This window comes from Kosmotoga sp. DU53 (assembly GCF_001639905.1).
In the GTDB taxonomy this organism is placed as follows: domain Bacteria; phylum Thermotogota; class Thermotogae; order Petrotogales; family Kosmotogaceae; genus Kosmotoga; species Kosmotoga olearia.
In genome coordinates, this window is the sequence record NZ_JGCK01000032.1 from 1 (window position 1) to 20,090 (window position 20,090).

General features: G+C 40.9%; 19 protein-coding genes and 1 pseudogene. 7 read left to right on the forward strand and 13 right to left on the reverse strand.

The features are described 5' to 3' along the window. The 3 genes from DU53_RS04065 to DU53_RS12265 form a co-directional block, all read right to left on the reverse strand. Positions 1-201 (reverse strand): ATP-binding cassette domain-containing protein (locus DU53_RS04065; protein WP_153020817.1); only part of this gene is annotated, 201 nt, incomplete at its 3' end. Between the two features lie 471 nt (positions 202-672). Continuing rightward, entirely contained in the window at positions 673-2,277 is a 1,605-nt protein-coding gene (locus DU53_RS04075) for an ABC transporter ATP-binding protein (protein ID WP_201029990.1), read from the reverse strand. 577 nt (positions 2,278-2,854) lie between these two features. Continuing rightward, positions 2,855-3,010, reverse strand: a complete 156-nt coding sequence (locus DU53_RS12265; protein WP_158303005.1) for a hypothetical protein — start codon at positions 3,008-3,010, stop codon at positions 2,855-2,857. A 200-nt stretch (positions 3,011-3,210) separates the two neighbouring features. Here DU53_RS12265 and DU53_RS04090 point away from each other — a divergent pair, with 200 nt between their 5' ends. Continuing rightward, a complete protein-coding gene (locus DU53_RS04090; protein ID WP_235599695.1) occupies positions 3,211-4,317 on the forward strand; it encodes a hypothetical protein in 1,107 nt (368 codons plus the stop codon). Between the two features lie 85 nt (positions 4,318-4,402). After that, entirely contained in the window at positions 4,403-4,864 is a 462-nt protein-coding gene (locus DU53_RS12760; protein ID WP_235599696.1) for a hypothetical protein, read from the forward strand. A gap of 5 nt (positions 4,865-4,869) precedes the next feature. Here the strand turns inward: DU53_RS12760 and DU53_RS04095 are convergent, their stop codons facing one another. Beyond that, a complete protein-coding gene (locus DU53_RS04095; RefSeq protein WP_015868173.1) occupies positions 4,870-6,156 on the reverse strand; it encodes an MFS transporter in 1,287 nt (428 codons plus the stop codon). 348 nt (positions 6,157-6,504) lie between these two features. Between DU53_RS04095 and DU53_RS04100 the strand changes: the two genes are divergently transcribed. Both DU53_RS04100 and DU53_RS12270 read left to right on the forward strand, forming a co-directional pair. Further along, positions 6,505-8,064: a helix-turn-helix transcriptional regulator gene (locus tag DU53_RS04100; RefSeq protein WP_235599697.1), complete on the forward strand. Its 1,560-nt coding sequence runs from the start codon at positions 6,505-6,507 to the stop codon at positions 8,062-8,064. Positions 8,065-8,183: 119 nt separating this feature from the next. Then, the gene (locus DU53_RS12270; protein WP_041288647.1) at positions 8,184-8,495 is read left to right on the forward strand and encodes a hypothetical protein; all 312 of its coding nucleotides are present in this window, start codon (positions 8,184-8,186) and stop codon (positions 8,493-8,495) included. 3 nt (positions 8,496-8,498) lie between these two features. On the opposite strand, the gene DU53_RS04110 is transcribed toward DU53_RS12270, so the two are convergent. The 9 genes and pseudogenes from DU53_RS04110 to DU53_RS04150 all read right to left on the reverse strand — a co-directional run bounded on the left by DU53_RS04110 (position 8,499) and on the right by DU53_RS04150 (position 15,812). Further along, complete coding sequence (locus tag DU53_RS04110; protein WP_015868175.1) at positions 8,499-9,161, reverse strand: class II glutamine amidotransferase; 663 nt, start codon at positions 9,159-9,161, stop codon at positions 8,499-8,501. Positions 9,162-9,647: 486 nt separating this feature from the next. Then, a pseudogene (gene pdxT / locus DU53_RS04115) lies at positions 9,648-10,227 on the reverse strand (pyridoxal 5'-phosphate synthase glutaminase subunit PdxT). Positions 10,228-10,229: 2 nt separating this feature from the next. After that, entirely contained in the window at positions 10,230-11,108 is an 879-nt protein-coding gene (gene pdxS, locus DU53_RS04120; RefSeq protein ID WP_015868177.1) for a pyridoxal 5'-phosphate synthase lyase subunit PdxS, read from the reverse strand. An 18-nt stretch (positions 11,109-11,126) separates the two neighbouring features. Then, positions 11,127-12,428 (reverse strand): hypothetical protein, encoded by a 1,302-nt coding sequence (locus DU53_RS04125; protein WP_015868178.1) that lies wholly within the window; start codon positions 12,426-12,428, stop codon positions 11,127-11,129. Then, complete coding sequence (locus tag DU53_RS04130) at positions 12,425-12,955, reverse strand: isochorismatase family cysteine hydrolase (RefSeq protein ID WP_201029997.1); 531 nt, start codon at positions 12,953-12,955, stop codon at positions 12,425-12,427. The genes DU53_RS04125 and DU53_RS04130 overlap by 4 nt, the downstream gene beginning before the upstream one ends. Positions 12,956-13,048: 93 nt before the next feature. Next, positions 13,049-14,005 (reverse strand): hypothetical protein, encoded by a 957-nt coding sequence (locus tag DU53_RS04135; RefSeq protein ID WP_041288875.1) that lies wholly within the window; start codon positions 14,003-14,005, stop codon positions 13,049-13,051. 59 nt (positions 14,006-14,064) lie between these two features. Next, positions 14,065-15,027 (reverse strand): DUF4097 family beta strand repeat-containing protein, encoded by a 963-nt coding sequence (locus DU53_RS04140; protein WP_015868181.1) that lies wholly within the window; start codon positions 15,025-15,027, stop codon positions 14,065-14,067. 26 nt (positions 15,028-15,053) lie between these two features. Then, entirely contained in the window at positions 15,054-15,425 is a 372-nt protein-coding gene (locus DU53_RS04145; protein ID WP_015868182.1) for a hypothetical protein, read from the reverse strand. A gap of 9 nt (positions 15,426-15,434) precedes the next feature. After that, positions 15,435-15,812 carry a DUF2089 domain-containing protein gene (locus DU53_RS04150; RefSeq protein ID WP_015868183.1) on the reverse strand — a complete coding sequence of 126 codons (378 nt, stop codon included), beginning with the start codon at positions 15,810-15,812 and terminating at the stop codon, positions 15,435-15,437. A 1,058-nt stretch (positions 15,813-16,870) separates the two neighbouring features. Here DU53_RS04150 and DU53_RS04155 point away from each other — a divergent pair. From DU53_RS04155 to DU53_RS04165, 3 genes are all read left to right on the forward strand, one after another. Beyond that, positions 16,871-18,157, forward strand: coding sequence for an ABC transporter substrate-binding protein (locus DU53_RS04155; RefSeq protein ID WP_015868184.1), 1,287 nt, complete (start codon positions 16,871-16,873; stop codon positions 18,155-18,157). Positions 18,158-18,225: 68 nt separating this feature from the next. Next, positions 18,226-19,116, forward strand: coding sequence for a carbohydrate ABC transporter permease (locus DU53_RS04160; protein ID WP_015868185.1), 891 nt, complete (start codon positions 18,226-18,228; stop codon positions 19,114-19,116). After that, entirely contained in the window at positions 19,110-20,081 is a 972-nt protein-coding gene (locus DU53_RS04165) for a carbohydrate ABC transporter permease (protein WP_015868186.1), read from the forward strand. The genes DU53_RS04160 and DU53_RS04165 overlap by 7 nt, the downstream gene beginning before the upstream one ends. Positions 20,082-20,090: the final 9 nt, after the last annotated feature.

The window sequence follows — 20,090 nt, forward strand, 5'->3', positions numbered from 1 at the left end:
TTCTTTTCCAAAAACGCTAACATTCCCAGTTGTTGGAGGTATTAATCCACAAAGGATTTTTAAGAGCGTACTCTTCCCGGAACCGTTTAGACCTTTTATATAAACAAATTCACCCTTTTTCACGCTCAACGAGAAGTTGTCGAATATTTTCGGCCCATTGGCAAAAGAAAACGATACATTCTCCATAGACGCAACCGTCATCTTCTCACCTCCGAAGTCGTTTCAAGACTAGTATATATTTTTCTATATGATTTTCAAATTTCTTGCCTTCTGAAATGCAGGTGGAATGAGGGGCTCAGAAGGGCTTTTTTCTTGTGTTTTCGATGTTTTGAAAAAATCCACCTCTAACGCATCAGGAGATATAAAAAATTTGTCTAAATATTTCAAACTGTTGATCAGGTAATAATCCGGAAATAATCTGTGAGCGTTGACTGTTGAGTTCTTCAACTTTTTCCTCGAGCTGTTTTACCCTGGATTTCTTTACGTTTTCCAAGCCGTCTTTTCTTCCATCGAGGTTTTCTTTGCCATTATCTGTACCCCCTTGCCTTTACTTTATCTCTCTACTTATATGTCAAATTCTTCAGGGGAGCAGTATATTGTGGTATACATAGGTGCCTTTATTATCTATTTCGAAGACCAAGACATCATTCATGTTTTTCTACCTCCTTACAATTACCTTAAAAGATTAATCTTTGTCAAATGCACGATTTTATTACAAGCGTCATCGAAGTAGTCAGAATGATCGATTATTACGCATATCTTGTCGTTCAACTCTTCTTTTATAAATTTTTTGATCAGTTCTCTTGTATCTGTATCTAAATGAGCCGTTGCTTCGTCGAATATGAAAACATCAGAATCGGATTTCACAATAGCGCGAGCTATCGCCAGTTTCTGTATCTGACCACCAGAGAGTTTCACTCCATTTTCTCCCACCAAGGTTTGATCCTTTAAAGGTAAGCTCTCTACGAAATCTTTCAAACCTGATTTGATCAAGGCCATTTCGTACTTTTCATCGTCGACATTGTCTACTATCTTTATGTTGTTCTCGATGGTATCGTTGAACAAGAAAATCCTCTGTGACACTATCGACACTCGGCTCCTCAGGGATTTCTTCGATATCTTCATTAACTTCACGCCGTTTATCAGAATTTCTCCTTCGTAATTTTCGTAAAATCCCAGAAGTAATCTTATTACCGTTGACTTTCCACTTCCGTTCGGCCCTTTCAAGAGCACTTTATCTCCAGTTTCTGCCTTCAAATTGAAACTTCTCAAAACGTATTCCTTCCCATCGGGGTATCGGAAATTCACGTTTCTCATCTCTATTTCGTTTATCTTATCTATCTTGATCTTGTCAGTCCCTTCATCTTCTTCGGGATATCTCAAGAAGAAATCTCTGATCCTTTCTAAAGCCACAAAGGCAGGTTTGAAGGTGTACATGCTTAAACTCCAGTTGACCACAGGAGCGTAGAGTTTTCCAAAGTATCCAGCAAAAGCCATGTAAGTCCCGACAGATATACTCTCTTGAAGAATGGATCTCCCTCCCAAATAAAGCAGGAGAACACCTGCAAGAGAAGAAAGAAGTATGATCGCTTCAGAGCCGAAAGATAGCAAAATACCGTATTTTATGGCTGATTTCACGTACTCTTTGTTCACTTCGTTTATCTTCTGTGCTTCTTTCTCTTCTAAGGACATTCTTTTTATCTCCTCTGCACCGCTTATGGACTGTTGTATTTTTCCATGGAAGATGGCCCCTTTCTCCATGGTTTCATCGGTGACTCTAGCGAAGGCCGATTCGAAAGTTCTGGTCACTACATAGAAAACGGGTATTACAAGGATCAATAACAGAGTCAGTTGTACGTTCATAGACAACATGATCACTAAAGCTCCTATGAATTCGAAAACGCTGAGAATCAGCTTGAAACTCTGCAAAGAAAACAATGGACTCAAGGAATCGATTTCTTTGAACCTCGAAACGATGTATCCACTTTCGCTATTGGAGAAGAACTCGAGTGGTAGTTTCAAAATGCGGTTCGTTAAGTCTTTTTGCATGTCAAAGAGTGTGCTCTGGCTTACAAATGTAAAAAGCGCCGAACTTAAGTAGTTGAAAAGACTCTTCAACACGTACGCCCCAACGAGCAGCAAGACGTATTTGATTAATAGATTCAGGTTTCTGCTCATTATTCCTTCATCGAAAGCAAGTTTGGTGAGGTAAGGTGGTAAAAGTGAGACCAAAGATAACGCAACCAAAAAAGCAAAAGCCAGTATGAACAGTTTCATCTTGGACTTTACGTATTTAAAGACAAAACGCAGTAGTACTAATTCTTTTGCCTTCATGGTTTTTTCATGCTCCTTTCAAAAGAGGTAGGAGAGAAATTGTAATGCTCCCCAAAAAACTGGACAAAAAATCAAGCAAACTTATATAAACCCATGAATCTTCGAATATCTCTTTTGGCCTTAAAATAAGTGACCGACGCTTTTTTCTAAACAACCGCTTTCGATTTTTCTAACCTCCGAAGTCGTTCAAAACTAGTATATATTTTTCTATATGATTTTCAAATTTCTTGCCTTCTGAAACGCAGGTGAGCTAGGGGTTTCAGAAGAACTTTTTTCTTGCGTTTTCGATGTTTTGAAAAAATCCACCTCTAACGCATCAGGAGATATAAAAAATTTGTCCAAATATTTCCAACTGTCGATCAGGTAATAATCCAGAAACTATCTGTGTGTCTTGATTGCTGTTGAGATTTTCAAAATCGAAACTCAAAGAATTTTCATATACGTTTTCCGCGGTGCATTTGCTTGAACCATCTTTTGGTCCAACCACGTCATCTGGATCAGCCAGCAAAGGTGCAGAGCTTTAACTCTGAATCATTCTGTAAATTTCATTCACGCTTTCGTTGACTGTAGATGGTGGGGTTCCATCTGTGTATTTCTTTCTATCACCTGGACTAGCAAAAATAATTGCAGAAAAAAGGAATAGGACAATAGACAATATGGCAATTTTCTTGAACACAATATCATCTCCCTGAGCTCCTTTGTAACCTAATTTTATCAACCACCATATGATTTTCAAGTTTGCTGGGTTCTGTAAGCATTTCTGGTAAAGGTTTACAGTCAAGTATTTTTGTGTAATTTTCACTTACAGGAAAATTCAACCCATAACGGTCCATATGGTAAAGTTAAAATATATAAAATGTGTAATGGGAGTGATTTTTGATTAGCAAGAAATTCCCTGAATTTGTTGCGACTTTCTTGGAGTACGGTGGTTACGGAAAACCTTTTTTAAATTATTACTTCAATCATTCGAAGGACTCGGATTGGCTGGATTATTTTTTGATACTCAAATTGGTTTGGAAGCGAGAATATCCGAAAGCTCTGAGAGAGATTGACAGGGTATTAAAAAGAGTCAGGAAGAACAAAACGCTGACGTATTTTCTCCTTGCAGAGAAACTTGCATTGTTATCCAGGTTGGATACTGAACAAGCAATTTCACTGTATAAGCAGTTGAAATATGGGTTCTCAAAGATACCAAAAACAGCAAGGAATGTTGTTGCAACTGTGATGATAGGTGTTCATGCAGAACTGCAAAGTAATGAAGATATGCATGAATTCAGAACATGGAGCAAGCAATACCTCGAGCACAATCCCACAAGAGTATTTCTCGAACTTGGAATGGCAAGAAGAAAAGCAATTTCCGGAAATCTAGATATGGCGAAGGAATTATTTTTGGATGCTTTTGAAATCGCCAGAAGCATACCACATCCGGGGGGGATGAGTGATTCTTTAAACGATGCTGCGTGGTATTTAAGAGAGTATGATTCGGAATTTTCACTAAAACTGGCACAGAAATGCCTGTACATAGACGGTCAGTACTATGAAAAATTCAACGGAGTAATAAATGAGTTTGACACATACCACGAGGTTTTGAAGCTTACAAAGGTTGAATGTCTTTGTGAAAACGCAATGATTTTATATTCAATATTCGAACTGATTCAGGAAACAGCGAAGGGTTATCTATACAAACGATATGAGGGGATGTTAAAGGAGTGCTTGAAATTCATAACTGACCTTGAAGTTTCCTCTTACCGATCGGAATTGGCATTAATTGAATATCTAAGAAGCAGGATATCTAATATAACAGCTGCTTCTAATAAAACAGGAATCGCCAGGCACAGACTCAGAGGGTTACTTAACGGCAAAACCCAAACCGTCAGGGGCGAGACTTTAAGGAAGATAATCACAGGATTGAAAATCGAGGTTGATCCACTCAACGATCCTTATCCGATCGTGAACGAATGGAATAAACATTCAGATAGATAAAGGCTTTGAAAATGCGATAACAGAACTGGAAAAACTCAAACCATCCGAACGTGAAATATTAATCCTCTCAACATACACCGCTCTTTTGAACAGAAGGAAAGATTATCCTTATCTAAGCAGGAAGGGAACGCTTTCCCGTGCACTGGAACTTTGTAAAGAAGACCTTCGAAGGTTTAGAGAATTTACGGAAAATCGTTATGAAATGAAGAAATTCGTGGCTCAACTCTTCGAGCTTCATCCGTTTCTTGAAGGCAGGAGAGACCTTATTTGGAAATTCCTGAAGACCTTACCTGCGAGAAAAAGAAAAGAATTCATCCATAAGTATCTTCAACTCGGAGATAAAGACAGAAGGGTAATAGATACCTTCATGAGAAACTACGTTCGCTACGACAGGAACTGGGGGCTGAGACCCAAACCTCCCGCAGAACTTTATCCCTTCACCCAGAAATACAGGCTAAAGAAAACCCAGACTGCCCTCGCTTACTGGGCGCTGGATAAAAAGAAGGAAAGGAAAAAGCTGATTAATAGACTTTTGAGATTTATTTGAAATCCTCAAACTGTTTCTGATGATTCAACAATTGAATTTTCGGTTTTTGGTTTGCTTTCAAGAAAGTCGAAAGTTTTTGTGAAGAGATAGACCAGTGTGATAAGAGTCGTTAAAATAAGTGAACCAAAAATAACTAAATGTACAGGATATTTATCTACAATTAATCCGTAAACAGCCATACCGATTGGCATGCTTATCTGTGCGATAAGGGAGATTGCCGATAGTACACGGGTCCTAAGTTCTGTTGGGGTTGCCAATTGGAAATATACTCCAACAGGTGTATTGATGAAAGCATTGAAGAAGCCCATGGCAACGAAAAATCCTGCTATAAATATAAGGTATATCCAACTTGGTCCTCCAAAGAAGCTTATCATCCGTGGAAAAGTAAGAGTGTCGAAAGTGTAGAAAAGAACTAATTGGAAAAACAAACCGGTTAAGAACAATCTTTTTATACTTTTGTTCTTAGCAATGATTACAAGAAGTATGTTTCCCGCAGTAATACCGATAAGCCATGAAGCATTCAAAATTCCATATTGATAGCTATTGAATCCAACGATTTCCCTAGCAAAATATGGAATCACAAGCATTATCACTGGTCCCATAAGAAAGTTGGTAAGCATTATGAAAATCATTATTCGAAGTACTCCTGCTAGTTTTTTGAAAGCATTGACACCATCTTTCAAGTCTTCCCAAATTTGTCTGACGGTTATTTTCTTTTTTACTGTTGTCTGTTCATAACTTATGAATATCTCGCTAATGCCGGATATAACGAAGGTCGTGGCATTTAATACAAAAACGAGCCATATTCCAAGGGGATATAGAATGCCTCCAAGAATTGGACCAACAATGTAACTAAAGCTATCGGTTGCATTAACTATTGAGTTTGCAGATGTAAGGTTATTTTCTGGGACTATATCTGGCAGTATAGCTCTTGTAACAGGATCGAAGAAGATATCCATAGTGGAAATAATCAGTTGAAAGCCATAAATAAGAATAATTCCCATGGATTCCTTAAAGGCAAGAAAAGCCATAAGAAAGATGATAATACCACGGAACAAATCGAGGTATACCATTAGCCATTTTCTGTTTAGTCTATCCCCGAACACCCCGGCTAAAGGAGCAAAGACAATTCGTGGTAGCATATTTATAAGCAAGAAAGTACCCATAGCAGCGCCAGAACCTGTGATATCCAATATGTAAAGCGACAGAGCAAGAGATTGTATACCACTCCCAAGAAGTGATACTAACCTTCCAAAATAATAAAGCCTAAAGTTCGTTTGCAAGCTAGACATTTTTTGTCACCCCCGGAATTTTTGTTTATTTCTTTTGGTTAAAATCTAGAAATTCATTTAACCAATTTTCAAAAGAGTTTTTCTTGGTCTCTGGAAAATGTTTTTCGGGTTTAGTCAGTTAAAATATTACTTGTGCATATATGATTTTCAAGTCTTTAGTATTTCGTAAGTCTTATTTGAAGCGGAGTACAAATAGACATTATAATAAACAATTATCCTTTTTGATTTTTTGATACTTAACACTAGAATAGAAAATGGAAGTGATGATATTTATAGGGAGGGAATCGTATAAACCGTAAAGTTCCTGAATTACTCAACCATGCCTTTGGTGTTTTTTACTCGAGACCAATGATAAATATGCTAATAGATAACAAACCTTCCAGTGAATGGAAGCATTATTCCAGAGCCATTAAGTACTACTGTGAAGGAGACTTCAGCAAAGCAAAGTCTCAGATTGAAAGAGGCTTGAAGAGTAATATGAAAAACCGTAGTCTCTTTTATCTACTACTTTCTCTCAAACTACTCGTATCAACCGGACAGAACGATAAGCTTTACAACAGGCTTAGAAGAGAATTCGGCAGAATACCGGTAAGAGTGAGACCAGAAGTCGTCTGGGCCTTAATCAACTATCACAGTATCTATCATACCGAAAGAGAACTCAAAGCCTTCAGAGTGTGGAGCGAAAGATACGAGCAGGAGAACACTGCAACGATAATGCTCTTCCTTGGAAAAGCAAGAAAAGAGGCTCTTGACAACAATAAAGAAAATGCGTTAAAACTCTTCGAAAAGACTTATGAACTGGCGAAAAAACTCGAAGATCCGCAGGGACTTATAAACGTCCTCAACGATTTTTCCTGGTACTTGAAGTTAGATACGAAAGAACGTGCCTTGAAATTAGCAGAAAAGGCCTCCTACTATTCTGGCTACTACGATGAAGACCTAGCTGCCGCTCCTTATGTGCTCGATACCCTCGCAACTATCCAATTTGAAAATCACGTTATTTCATTATATAAAACCGCTGAAATACAGCGGTTTGTCGGCTTCAGAAATAGTAGTACCTCAACCATATTGAAAAAGAAAAGCCCAGTTTTCAATCCTAGAAGATCAAAATACGCAAACAATGAACTCATAAGGGATTACTTGAAGAATCGCATGAACAACCTTTTAGCTGTTAGTAGGAACACTGGAATTGCCTGGGATAACCTCAGCAAACTCATTAACGGCAAAACCCAAACCGTCAGGGGTGAAACTTTAAGGAAGATAATCACAGGATTGAAAATCGAGGTTGATCCACTCAACGATCCTTATCCGATCGTGAACGAATGGATAAAACTTCAGATAGATAAAGGCTTTGAAAATGCGATAACAGAACTGGAAAAACTCAAACCATCCGAACGTGAAATATTAATCCTCTCAACATACACCGCTCTTTTGAACAGAAGGAAAGATTATCCTTACCTGAGCAGAAAAGGAACGCTTTCCCGCGCACTGGAACTTTGTAAAGAAGACCTTCGAAGGTTTAGAGAATTTACGGAAAATCGTTATGAAACAAAGAAATTCGTTGCTCAACTCTTTGAGCTTCATCCGTTTCTTGAAGGCAGGAGAGACCTTGTTTGGAAATTCCTGAAGGCCTTACCTGCGAGAAAAAGAAAAGAGTTCATCCATAAGTATCTTGAACTCGGAGATAAAGACAGAGGGGTAATAGATACCTTCATGAGAAACTACGTTCGCTACGACAGGAACTGGGGCCTGAGACTCAAACCTCCTGCAGAACTTTATCCCTTCACCCAGAAATACAGGCTAAAGAAAACCCAGACCGCCCTCGCTTACTGGGCGCTGGATAAAAAGAAGGAAAGGGAAAAGCTGAGAACGCTGCTTTGCAGCGGATGCGAATCCCTTCGGGATTGACCCGAACTCCTGCGGAGTTGATTACAAATACAAGAGCGGGTATAGGGTCTGGGGTCTAGGGTTTAGAAAAATTCGTACAACGTATAACGTACAACCAACAACGATAATTGAGATTCGAGATGGCCGCTATGCGGCTGGTGAGCACGCTGCGCGTGGGTAAGCCCTGCTACGCTGGGGGTAAGCCTGACTACGTCAGGGGTGCCAACTGCTGCTCAGTTGAAAAAACTGTCATTCTGAAGGTGTTCTATCCAGAATCTGGCTTTCTTAAGTACGAGATCCTGAATCAAGTTCAGGATGACAGCTTTGTTTTTCAAGGCACGTTTACCAGTTTACAACTTTGCAAGCATCTAATCTTTTTCAACTCCGAAGGGATTCGTATCCGTCGCGCAGCGGCCATCTCGGATCTCGGCTCTCGGATTCTCGGTTATTGAGCCTCAAATAACAATTACCTCTCTATTTCCTAATTCCCGGAAGTTTTTGATATCAATATCGATATATTTTTGGATGGGCTCGCTTGAAAGAATTTTTACCCCGTTGTGTTCAGTGTAGTAGAGATTATGGTAGCTGTCTTCAGGATCTGAGCAATATTTCATTGCCCAGATGTTTTCAAAATCGCTCAAAAAGCAGGTTAATGAAGTGAATTTTCTCTCTTTTTCTATTTCCTTCGCGCTTTCAAGGAGGGCTTCTTTAGGAGACATTTTTTGAAGTTTTTCAAGGATCTTCGAAAAATAGTATTGGCTATCTATTTGCCCGTTTTCGCTTGATATCCCATGAATTGTCCCATTATGAGCAAAGACATAAGTTTTTTCCTCTATACTTGCAATAAAGGGATGCACGTGATTAAGATTAACTTTATATCCCGGAGAAGCTTTTCTGGCATGGAATAAAGAAAGCCACGCTTTCGGAGGATGGTATTCTGTGCTCCAGATAGAAGCCGTATCTCTGAGGATTCCTGCTCTATCCTGACTTACATAAAAAACCCCAAAACCGTCACCATGTGGGTTCTTTATTCCATCGACCGCCATAGATTTTAGAAATTCAAAATAAATCTTTGTTTCAACATCTTTTTTAGCTTTTATAGCTACCATTCTGCACATGTTATCACCTTCGGAAACGAGATTTGATGACTGAGATTCGATAACCGGGATCCGGGAGGGCAAGACAACCAATAGCAAATTATATTAACCACGAAGGGCAGAACATGTTCTGCCCCTACGATAAAAAGCAACGATCTATTACAGCCTTACAAGTCTGACTCGTCATCCTGAACTTGTCTCGTCATTCTTAACTCGATTCAGAATTTCAACCTTAAAACAAACCCAGATTCTGGATTAAACATCTCCAGAATGACAGGTATCCGTTGGCTTCTGAAAAATGACAGCGTCTGCAAGCCTCCTGGACGTAGTCCAGCACTTCGCAGCGTAGCTGCTTCCCGCCGAAGGCGCGTGTCAACTGCACAGCAGTTCGCAACAACTCCGCAGGAGTTCGTGACAATCCCGGAGGGATTCGTGTCCGCTGTTCCGCAGCGCACAACCTCGCAAGCGTCCTGTTTTCTCGGATCTCGGACTCCCGGTTCTCGATCCTTATTCTTTCCCAATTATTTCTTTCACGAAGTATTCGTGAATTCTCAAATCATCCGTTAGCTCGGGATGAAAGGATGATGCGAGAATTTTGCCCTGCTTAACTAACACCGGTTTTTCTTTATACGTGGAGAGTACTTCAACACTGTCCCCGCATTTTTCTATTATAGGAGCTCTAATAAAAATCGCCCTAAAAGGGGTATCCCCTATAGCCGGTATTTCGAGATCGGTTTCAAAACTCGCTACCTGTCTTCCATAACCGTTTCTTTCAACCGCTATGTCCAGAACACCGAGAGTTTCCTGTTCGGGATAATTTATTATTTCACGCGCTAAAAGTATCATGCCTGCACAGGTAGCGTAAACAGGTAGCCCTGAAGCAATCGCTTCTCTCAGAGCGTCCCAGAGTTCATTATTTTTTCATCAACCGTATCATGGTTGTCGATTCGCCGCCAGGCATGATCAACCCGGAAACTTCCGCAAGCTCCGAAGTGCTTTTTACCCATAGGGGTTCATTTCCCGTTTTTTCTATCATTCTAAGGTGCTCCTGGATGTCTCCCTGGATACCGAGAACCCCTATTTTCAAACTTACCAGCCCCTCTCCTGTAGTTTAACATCAAGCTCTTCAATATCTTTACCTTCCATCGGCTGCCCAATGTCTTCACTAATCTTTGCAAGCATTTTGGGATCGTCCCAGTGAAGAACTGAATCAACTATGGCTCTCGCCATTTTTTTCGGATCTTTGGATTTAAAGATTCCAGAGCCAACGAAAACACCATCTGCGCCAAGCATCATCATGAGCGCAGCATCAGCAGGAGTTGCAACTCCACCGGCGGCAAAGTTAACAACGGGAAGTCTGCCCAGCTCACGAACCTGCTTCAATATCTCCACAGGTGCACCGATTTCTTTTCCATAATGGACAAGTTCTTCATCACTCATGAGTTGTACTCTTCTTATTTCTTCATTCACCGTACGCATGTGTTTTACAGCTTCAATAATGTTTCCTGTACCAGCTTCACCTTTGGTTCTTATCATCGCAGCACCTTCAGCAATTCGCCTGACTGCTTCTCCAAGATTTCGTGCTCCACAAACGAACGGAACTTTGAACTGATGTTTATCAATGTGATATTTATCATCGGCTGGAGTGAGAACTTCAGATTCATCAATGAAATCAACGCCAATAGCTTCAAGGATTCTGGCTTCAGCGGTATGGCCTATTCTCACTTTTGCCATTACAGGTATTGAAACTGCCTCCATTATCGATTTGATAAGTCTGATGTCGGCCATTCTCGCTACGCCGCCTTCTTTTCTTATGTCTGCAGGGACTCTCTCAAGGGCCATTACGGCAACAGCACCGGCTTCCTGGGCTATCTTAGCCTGTTCAGGTGTTGTGACATCCATGATAACCCCGTTTTTGAACATTTCAGCAAAACCTTTTTTTACTACCCATGTTCCCCTTTCTTCCATACTACTCACCTCTCTTCTCTATTTGTTATTGTTCCAATAATCCACTTCCACTTTAGAAAGCCTCGACGTATCTCCCTTTTTCCTGCCGTATTTTGCACACGGCCGTCCGTTTACTTCAACAACATCAGCTGTGAAATCTACCTTTTCTTTCAGTAACTTTGAACCAACACCGTAAACATCTGCTGGCACTTCCAATTTCTCAAACAGTTCTATTTTTTTTGCGTCGAAACCACCGCTAACTACTATCTTTAGATCTTTCATACCGTACTTGTCAAATTCCTGTCGAGCTTTCCAGACCAGTTCCGGACATACTCCCAAAGACGAAGTATCTTTTGGTACAACAGAACGATCTCTGAGCGTTCCAGAGGTATCGAACCTGACACCCCAGATCTTTCCTTTACCCGGACCTATAACAATTGAAGGATCGCTTTCCCCAAGAACAAATTTCTTTCCTGTTGCCCTTTCGTAAAATCTCGCAATAACGCGGTATGTGGTATTAATTACATCGTTATCCCAATCAACGAGAACTATCCTGTTGACTTTTTCACTGATATACTCATCGAAGGCAACGGCAGCGTCCTCAGTATTTCCCTCATAGGCGGCTATAAGAGCATGAGGGATGGTACCCATGCTTTCAACGCCCCAGTAATCAGCATTGGCATCCGTGGATACGCCAAAAGCACCGGCTTTTAGGGCAGCATAACCATCGATCGCCTGTGTCCAGAAGTGATCAAACCGCGCACTGAAGAATAATATGGGTTTTCCCTTCGCCGCATTCACCACTTTTTTAACAGCCGTAGCTGTTGATGAAGCGCGCGCCATTACTCCTAAAAGTATGGTTTCAAGATAGCCAAAATACCTGGGATCTCCCTTTATGGTCATCACCGGTTCCATATCCTTACATTCATCGCCATCGTACAGGGCGTGCACTTCAATTTCAGGCCATTTATCCACCCATAATTTGTTCAATTCAAGTTTCAGTTGCCACTTCTTCGCCGATAGCTCATGCAAGGCTTTCAGGTTCATATCCCAGGCGGCATACTGAATTTTTCTTTCCACTTCGAGGATCTTCTCAAAAAGCTCGTTTGCCTTTGTTTCGTCTTTGTAATATCCTGTCCCAAACCTTAAAATTGCAAGCGCCTCATCGATTCCAACAACTATCGTGTCATTCCTTGGGAAATACTGGTACAGGACTTCTGACGACTTATTTGCTTTTTTCAAAACCTCGACATACCGGGTAAAATATTTATCTGAATAGTAACCAGCTCTTATTTTGTCAATTGGTACCTTGAATACCCGCGGATCTAATCTTTTTTTCATTCAATCACCTCTACATTGAGCACCTCTTTCATCTGCCTCAAAGCAAATCTGTGAAGATCGTTGTCATAGGAGATCACGCCTTTTTCATACAAAACCACTTTAAGTTTCCTGTTCCTCAGCTCTTCGACAGTGAAGAGCACACATATATTGGTCACCACGCCTGCTACATGAAATTCATCCAGATCAAGTTCCCTGATTAACGCATCGAATTTGGTCTGATAAAAAGCACTGTATTTCCTTTTCTTTATCGTATAATGCTTTTCATAACCTATAAGCTCACGTTTTACGACGTCAGCAAGTTCTACTCCTTTTGTCCCTTTAACACAATGAGGGGGCCAGTACTCAAATTCCGGGTCATCCTTCTCATGAAAATCCATGGTGGTGATTATCGGTAAACCCTGCCTCTTGAACCGATCTATCAGTTCAAGCACCACCGGAAAAATCTTTCTGGAACCATCAACAAAGAGTGCTCCTCCCGGTTCGACAAAATCTTTCTGAAGGTCGATAAGGAGTAAACTTTTGATAATACCACCCCTGAAACAATTCTATCGCAGAATCCCTAACACTTCAATACAAATTAAAAAGCGGGGCATTCGCCCCGCATGCACTGTGCTTTCAGTTTATAACCACTCAAAAGATATTTTGGACATATCGGATTTGATGAACAGCTGGCAGGTTACTTTTGCGTGCTCTATGTTTCGGGAAACATATCCTTCTTCTCTTGGAATGAGCTCTTCAAAACTACTCCAGTTGAGCTCGCCTTCATGCACAATGGTCACGCCGACATCCCTTGGAACTCTAAGATTCAAAGAGGTTACCTCACATTCCACCTCTATTCTGGAATCACGCATCTTAGACGGAATCAATGATAACCTCGAAAGATTCGCTCTTATAGTGGCACTGTCGAGATTGATGTTTGAAAAATCCAGCACTGAATCCGTTCCATCAAGGGTAGCATTCAAGAATATAACCGGTTTGCTGTTAAGTTCAACATCTACCCGGGATTTGGATAGAACACTGGAAACGCCCGCTTTGGCTTTACACTTTACCTTTAAATTCGCTTTAGAATTGTCCATGTTGTACTGGACATTACCATTAAAATCTTTTTTATCGAAATTCATATTTACTTCAAAACCCTTGTCCTCCTTACCATCTACAAGAAGTACCTTACTAAGGTTAGCATCCAGTTCAACTTCATAAGTATTGGCTTCAATGGGTCTGGACAAAGAGATATGTTGCCTGGAAGAAACTTTGCGAACCTTGGAGAATCGAGGGTTTCTAAAAAGGGACATTATCCCCCAACTGAGCATATAGGAACCTATGAGTGCCAGCAAAAGCTCTCCAAAATTCCAATCCAGTCCCCATATATTGAATGCATCGATTATCAAAACGGTAGCAAAAATCAAGCTTCCCAGGTATTCACCTTTCGGGTATCTGAAAATCTTCAAACCGTTGTTTATGAATAAAGCAGCAAACAAGAGTTCAAACAGCACCCAAAAAGAAAAATCGATTACGTTTATACCCGAAAGTAATATTAATGTACCTATGAATATAGCAACAATTGCTCCAAATTTCACTTTTCTTTTCCTCCTTTCGTTATGAGCGTCAAAATATTTCGACTTTCCACAACATGCGCTCATTCTTCTTTTCCTCCCTTTCCTAACAACTCGTTTATTTCTTCATCATTATATCCCAGCAAAGAAAGGATCTGTCGCGCATGCTCTTCCGTAATTTTCCCGTCATTAAACAACTTCAGTGTTTTCTCTGTTTCCTTGTCTTCTTCAAAATACATTGGTTTAGAGATTTCCTCTTTCAAATCATCGAAAGTATTCTCTTGCCTTGGTTCAACTCTTTTTGGCATTTCAAACCCCTCCTGAGCTTTTATCCACACATCGCCAGAAACAGAATTCATGGTGATTCTTTCTCTCGGTTTATCTGGATCCGCCTCGATAATGTAGAACTTCTTTTCTTTAACGAATGGAAGTTTCGAAAAGACATCGCCGCTAACAGTGGAGAGAAGGACTTCTACGTTCGGTTTCTGAGAATAAATAACTTCAAGATCACCGCTTACTGTGGAAACGGTCAAATCCCTACTCATTGGTGCTAAATGAACTATCCTGATATCCCCCGAAACCGTTCCAAAACGCGCATCCCTGAAGTTAAAATCCTTAAGGACACAATCACCACTGACATCGTCCAACCTGAAAGTTTCAGCTGATCCAGAGAAAATGCTTGTATCACCGGAAACGGCATTTATTCTTAAATCACTTAGATATACCCCTGAGATTGTTATATCTCCGGAAGCAGTCCCTATCTTTAATCTTTCAATCTTTTCCGGCAAATAAACCTTTGCTTTCTCTATTCTTTCATTGTCAAAGATATTGTGAAATAATCCTGTAAATCCCTTTATCTCTTTTTTCTCGAATCTTATGCGTAATTCTGATCCCCTAATTTCTACAACTGGTTCATAGTCTTCCTCATCTGTTTCAACCTCAGCTATAAGTATGTTTTCCTTGGTGGAGATTATTTCCAGGTCAGCTGAAGCGGTATATAAAGACACGCTATCTATTTTCTCAAGTTCATAGGTGAAGCTTTTCATAAGGCCCCCTCCTTATTTTTCAAATCTCACTCTTCAAATCTGATTTCTATCCTGTATTCATCGGTGTCTACATTGATCGTTTCACCTGTACTCATAGCCTCTTTTATGAGTTCATCCATATCTATGTCCAGATCTACATCCAGATCATTAGAGCCAATCTTGAATGATTTACCTTTCATAAACTTCGAAGCAAAAGAGGCGAGTTTTGCTGGAAGTGTTATATTAACTTCTGTCTTATTTTTTAATTTATTGAAAACCTCTATTTTCAACCTTCTCGCCATCTTTTGCTTGGTTTCAACAACCTTAATAAGCTCCTCCATTAAGTCAAATCCCTGATCAGGGGTTATTTTTTTCTCGTATATTAAATTCAGTATCCTCATTATCTCTTCTCTATTCATCTTTTACACCTACCTCCTGCGCTTAATTTTTCGTAAAAGTTCGAGAGCCTCATCAGGTTTCATTTCCCCGGACTCAAGTTTTTCAAGTATCTTGATTGTTTCTTCCTGTTCTTTATCCACGGTATCGTATCCCATGCTCCTAACAATATCTTCCAGTCTGTTTTTTGCCGTTGGATACGAAATATTGAGTTCCTTTTGGACCTCCGAAAGGTTTCCCCGATTCTTGATAAAAATCTTGAGAAATGCGAGCTGCTCCGGTGAGAGCTTCATAATCTCATCGAGTTCGAAGCGCCCCCTTATCGTGGTACCACAGCTATCGCAGTGATACTCTGTTATCGCCAGTTTGTCCCCGCATACAGGGCAATTCGAAATGGGTCTTCTTTTCACATCATCACCTCCAAACATTTTATTTTTACTTTCATAATCCTTAGCCTTTGCTTTTTATTATACAACTTAAATATGATAAAAGTCAATTATATGAGTAAAATTCTTATTCGAGAGAACGAGGATCAAGATCCGTGAAAAGACGTTGTAGGTTGTACGTGACAATCGAGAACCGAGAAAGCGAGAGGGCGAGAATATAGAATCGTTTTTGGTTGTACGCGTATAAAACGAGAGATCGAGAACCCGAGAGTCCGAGAACCGAGAGCTGCTTCGCAGCGGGTACGAATTCCTTTGGGATTGATACGACCGGCTTCGCCGGTGATACGAACTCCTACGGAGTTGACCCAAACTGCTGTGCAGTTGACACGCGCCTTCGGCGGGAAGCAGCTACGCTGCGAAGTGCTGGACTACGTCCAGGAGGCTTGCAGACGCTGTCATTTTTCAGAAGCCAACGGATACCTGTCATTCTGGAGATGTTTAATCCGGAATCTTAGTTCGCCACTGTCATTCTGGAAATCTTTAATCCAGAATCTTAGCCCGTACCGTTATTCTGGAAATGTTTAATCCAGAATCTGGGTTTCTTAAGTACGAGATCCTGAATCAAGTTCAGGATGACAACCTCTGGAAAGACGTGAAGATCATACGCTGAAGTGCGGAGCAACGCTCTGGACGCTCACAAGTTTGACGCTTACAGAGGGTGACGATTGCGAGGCTGATAAGAACCGAAGATTTGGGATTCTATATTTCCTGCGAAATAGGGCTGCAGTACCGGCCAGCGTGGATACCTGGTTTTTACTTCAACGTTGTGAGCCTCAGTCTTCGAACATCGCCCTATCAGCTGACAATGTTGCAGGCCTCCTGAACGTAGTCCAGCACTTCAGCCAGCTTTGCTGGCTCCAAGCGTCATCATCTTCCATCGTAACTAAATGTTTACCAAAAGAACACCCTAATCTGTATGATGAAAATTACCAATCTATGGTAGACTTATGATGAAAATATTCTTCATACATATTACCCACATTTTAATCCGGCCTTTGGCCGCAAAAGGGGAGGGTTTAAGTATGAGAAAAGTGCTTGTTCTTTTGCTCGTGTTAGTTTTGTTTGCTTCACTTGCAACTGCCAAGATTATCTTCTGGACTACTGAAGTCGAATCAAACAGGATGCAGAGAATAAGAGCACTCGCGACATTGTTTAGAGCGAAAACTGGAATAGTTGTAGAGGTTGTGCCGGTTGAAGAAAATGACCTGCTGAGGCAAATTCCAATTGCCAAAGCTTCAGGAACACTTCCGGATGTTGTCGAAGGTGGAATTGAACCAATGCTTCTTCTCGGAAGTGAGGGGCTCTTAAATGAAGATCTCGCCGCTGAAATCATTAATGAATTTGGTGATATCTACACAGGCGCCTCCAGGCTCCTTTCCAATGGTAAAGGAGGCTACTTTGCGATTCCTTTCCACGCCTGGGTCCAGGGTATCTGGTACAGGAAAGACATGTTCGCAGAGAAAAAACTGACACCTCCTATTTCCTGGTACGATATTCTAACAGCAGCAAGGGAAATCCATGATCCTGAAAATGGTGTTTACGGTATAATATTGCCGAAAAAAGCGGATGCTTACGCAGAACAGGTATTCACCGAAATAGCCCTTGCGAACGGTGCAAGACCAATCGACCTTGAAGGAAATATAAAATTCAACACCCCAGAAATGATTGAAGCTTTCAGGTTCTACAAGGAACTTGGAAAATATTCAAAACCCGGATTCACAACCGTCTTGGATGCTTTAAAAGGTTATCTCGCTGGTGAAACGGGAATGATTTTCTATTCAACCTACATAATGGATGATATCGCTGTTGAAGAGGTCCAGAGAGGTAGAATCGATAAGTTTGACCCGAAGCTTGTTGTCAATACCGGTTTTGCCAATTACATGATAAATATCAAGCCAAGCTCTTATGGGCAGGTAGTCGCACTTGGAATACTGAAAACATCGAAAAACAGCGAAGAAGCCAAAGAATTTGTCAAATTCTTAATGGACGGATCTAACTACATCTACTGGCTCCACATGGCTCCCGGCGGAATGAACCCAACGAGAAAGTCGGTAGCCGCGGATCCTGCTTTCCTTAATAATCCGGTTCTTGAAAGGTACGGTAGCGAAAAGATTCAGGAGATCATCGCTGCTCTCGAGAACGTGGAAAGGTTTGACTTCTATGAAGGCCATGTACTGATGGATATGAGTAAGATTTCTGGTAACTTCATCATTGGTAAGGCGATCAACCTCATGTTTGCAAATGATTGGACTCCGGAAGAAGCGGCTAATTGGGCACAAGCTGAAGCCGAAAAGATTCTCGGGAAATAATTGAACGGCCCCATTTTTCCCGGTGGCCTCTGCAAGAGGTCACCGGGTTTTTATGGAGGTGTAAGACTTTGACTAACTCGCGAATGGCAACAGTGGGGACACTAAAAAAGAAGGAAAGTTCTCTCGGTTGGAAGCTGATCATGCCAACGATAATTCTTATAGCAGCTTTTATACTATATCCTGTCGCCTATAACATATACCTTAGCTTTTTTGATGTTTCCCTTTCCCCAGAGAAACCGAACGAATTTGTTGGACTTAAAAATTATATCAATATCCTTTCAGATCCCGATTTCTGGAAATCTTTTTCGATAACTGTGTTGTTCACAATTCTAACCGTCGGTGGAAGTATAATCCTTGGAATTGTCGTGGCACTTATGATGAATAGGGACTTTTTTGGGCGTTCGCTGGTACGGGCATTGTTGTTGCTTCCATACATAACCCCTTTGATTGCTATCGTGTTCGCGTGGCGATACATCTTTCTCCCAATCGACGGTCCGCTGATAAGGTTACTGGCCGGGATAGGGTTGATCGATCCGGGAGTTGATTTCATAAACAATCCGAACAATGCTTTCTGGGTAGTATCCATATTCAATATCTGGAGAAACTTTCCTTTTGTCTATCTTATGATCCTTTCACGACTGCAGTCTATCTCTTACACACTATACGAGGCCGCTGAAATAGATGGCGCAAATTCCATTCAGAAATTCAAATACATCACATTACCGGAACTCTACTTTGTAATTGGTTCTGTCGCTCTTTTGAGAGGTATCTGGAACTTTTACAAATTCGATGAAGTTTATTTGATGTCAAAATTCGCTGGCACGCTCCCGATATACATCTATGAGAAAGCATTTGTTGGTGTTCCGGAACAGGGTGTTGCTGCTGCGATTGCAACGATCTTGTTCGTTGTAATGTTCATCCTGATCGGAATATACGTAAAGAGGGTGTTGAAATGGTAAAGGCGAAAAATATACCCAAAAAAATTGGTTTCTATATACTGGTTATCCTGGTGGTTCTTTTTGTTGCCTATCCGTTCGCCTGGATGATTTCCGTATCTTTAAGGTACGACACCGATGCCTTTGAACCTGGTATAATCCCAAAGAGGCCTACTCTCAGACAATACGGTGAACTTCTTGGTTTTGTCAAATCCATAAGAGAAGAGCTCTCCCGTGAGGAAGAACAACTGACAGAACTCATAAAAGATCTCCCCCCGGAATTGCAAAAACAGGTTGCTGCTGAGATTAAAGCCCAGAGGAAACAGGAATCCTTTCCATTTCTCAGATTTTTCCGGAACAGTTTAACAGTTGCTGGGATCTCCGCTTTCATAAGTCTTGTCGTTTCCGTTTTTGGCGCGTATTCTTTCAGTCGTCTCGAGTACGTCGGAAGAGGTGTCTTACAACGTGGCGTTCTTGTAGTTTATCTGTTCGGTGGAACTATACTCGCGGTACCGTTGTACCAGATATTTGTGAAACTAGGATTTGTTGGCTCTGGTTTAAAATCTTTCCTTGCGCTTTTCATAATATACATCGTACAAACGTTACCCGTGTCGCTCTACATGCTGGGAAATTACTTTAGAACAATACCTTACTCCATAGAGGAAGCAGCGATAATAGATGGCTGTACCAGAATCCAGGCGATATTCAAAATAGTTGTTCCGTTATCATTACCTGCTATTGTAACTGTCTATATTTATGCCTTCATGATAGCGTGGAACGAATTCCTTTTTGCTTCTATTTTTGTAAGGCCGTACCCAACATACTATACTCTTCCTATCGGTTTGAATGAACTCTTCTACTCTGAACATGCTATCTGGGGAAAGATGATGACGGCTTCTGTACTAACGGCTCTTCCTGTTGTCGTTATGTTCACAATAATGGAAAAATACCTAACAAGCGGTTTAACCGTTGGTGGAGTTAAAGAATAATGGAGGTGG

Bases quoted from the DNA above. Each gene is read 5' to 3' on its own strand.
- DU53_RS04075 (WP_201029990.1), bottom strand. From the start codon at position 2,277: ATGAAACTGTTCATACTGGCTTTTGCTTTTTTGGTTGCGTTATCTTTG.
- DU53_RS04095 (WP_015868173.1), bottom strand. From the start codon at position 6,156: ATGTCTAGCTTGCAAACGAACTTTAGGCTTTATTATTTTGGAAGGTTA.
- DU53_RS04100 (WP_235599697.1), top strand. From the start codon at position 6,505: ATGATAAATATGCTAATAGATAACAAACCTTCCAGTGAATGGAAGCAT.
- DU53_RS12270 (WP_041288647.1), top strand. From the start codon at position 8,184: ATGGCCGCTATGCGGCTGGTGAGCACGCTGCGCGTGGGTAAGCCCTGC.
- DU53_RS04110 (WP_015868175.1), bottom strand. From the start codon at position 9,161: ATGTGCAGAATGGTAGCTATAAAAGCTAAAAAAGATGTTGAAACAAAG.
- pdxS (WP_015868177.1), bottom strand. From the start codon at position 11,108: ATGGAAGAAAGGGGAACATGGGTAGTAAAAAAAGGTTTTGCTGAAATG.
- DU53_RS04125 (WP_015868178.1), bottom strand. From the start codon at position 12,428: ATGAAAAAAAGATTAGATCCGCGGGTATTCAAGGTACCAATTGACAAA.
- DU53_RS04140 (WP_015868181.1), bottom strand. From the start codon at position 15,027: ATGAAAAGCTTCACCTATGAACTTGAGAAAATAGATAGCGTGTCTTTA.
- DU53_RS04145 (WP_015868182.1), bottom strand. From the start codon at position 15,425: ATGAATAGAGAAGAGATAATGAGGATACTGAATTTAATATACGAGAAA.
- DU53_RS04155 (WP_015868184.1), top strand. From the start codon at position 16,871: ATGAGAAAAGTGCTTGTTCTTTTGCTCGTGTTAGTTTTGTTTGCTTCA.
- DU53_RS04165 (WP_015868186.1), top strand. From the start codon at position 19,110: ATGGTAAAGGCGAAAAATATACCCAAAAAAATTGGTTTCTATATACTG.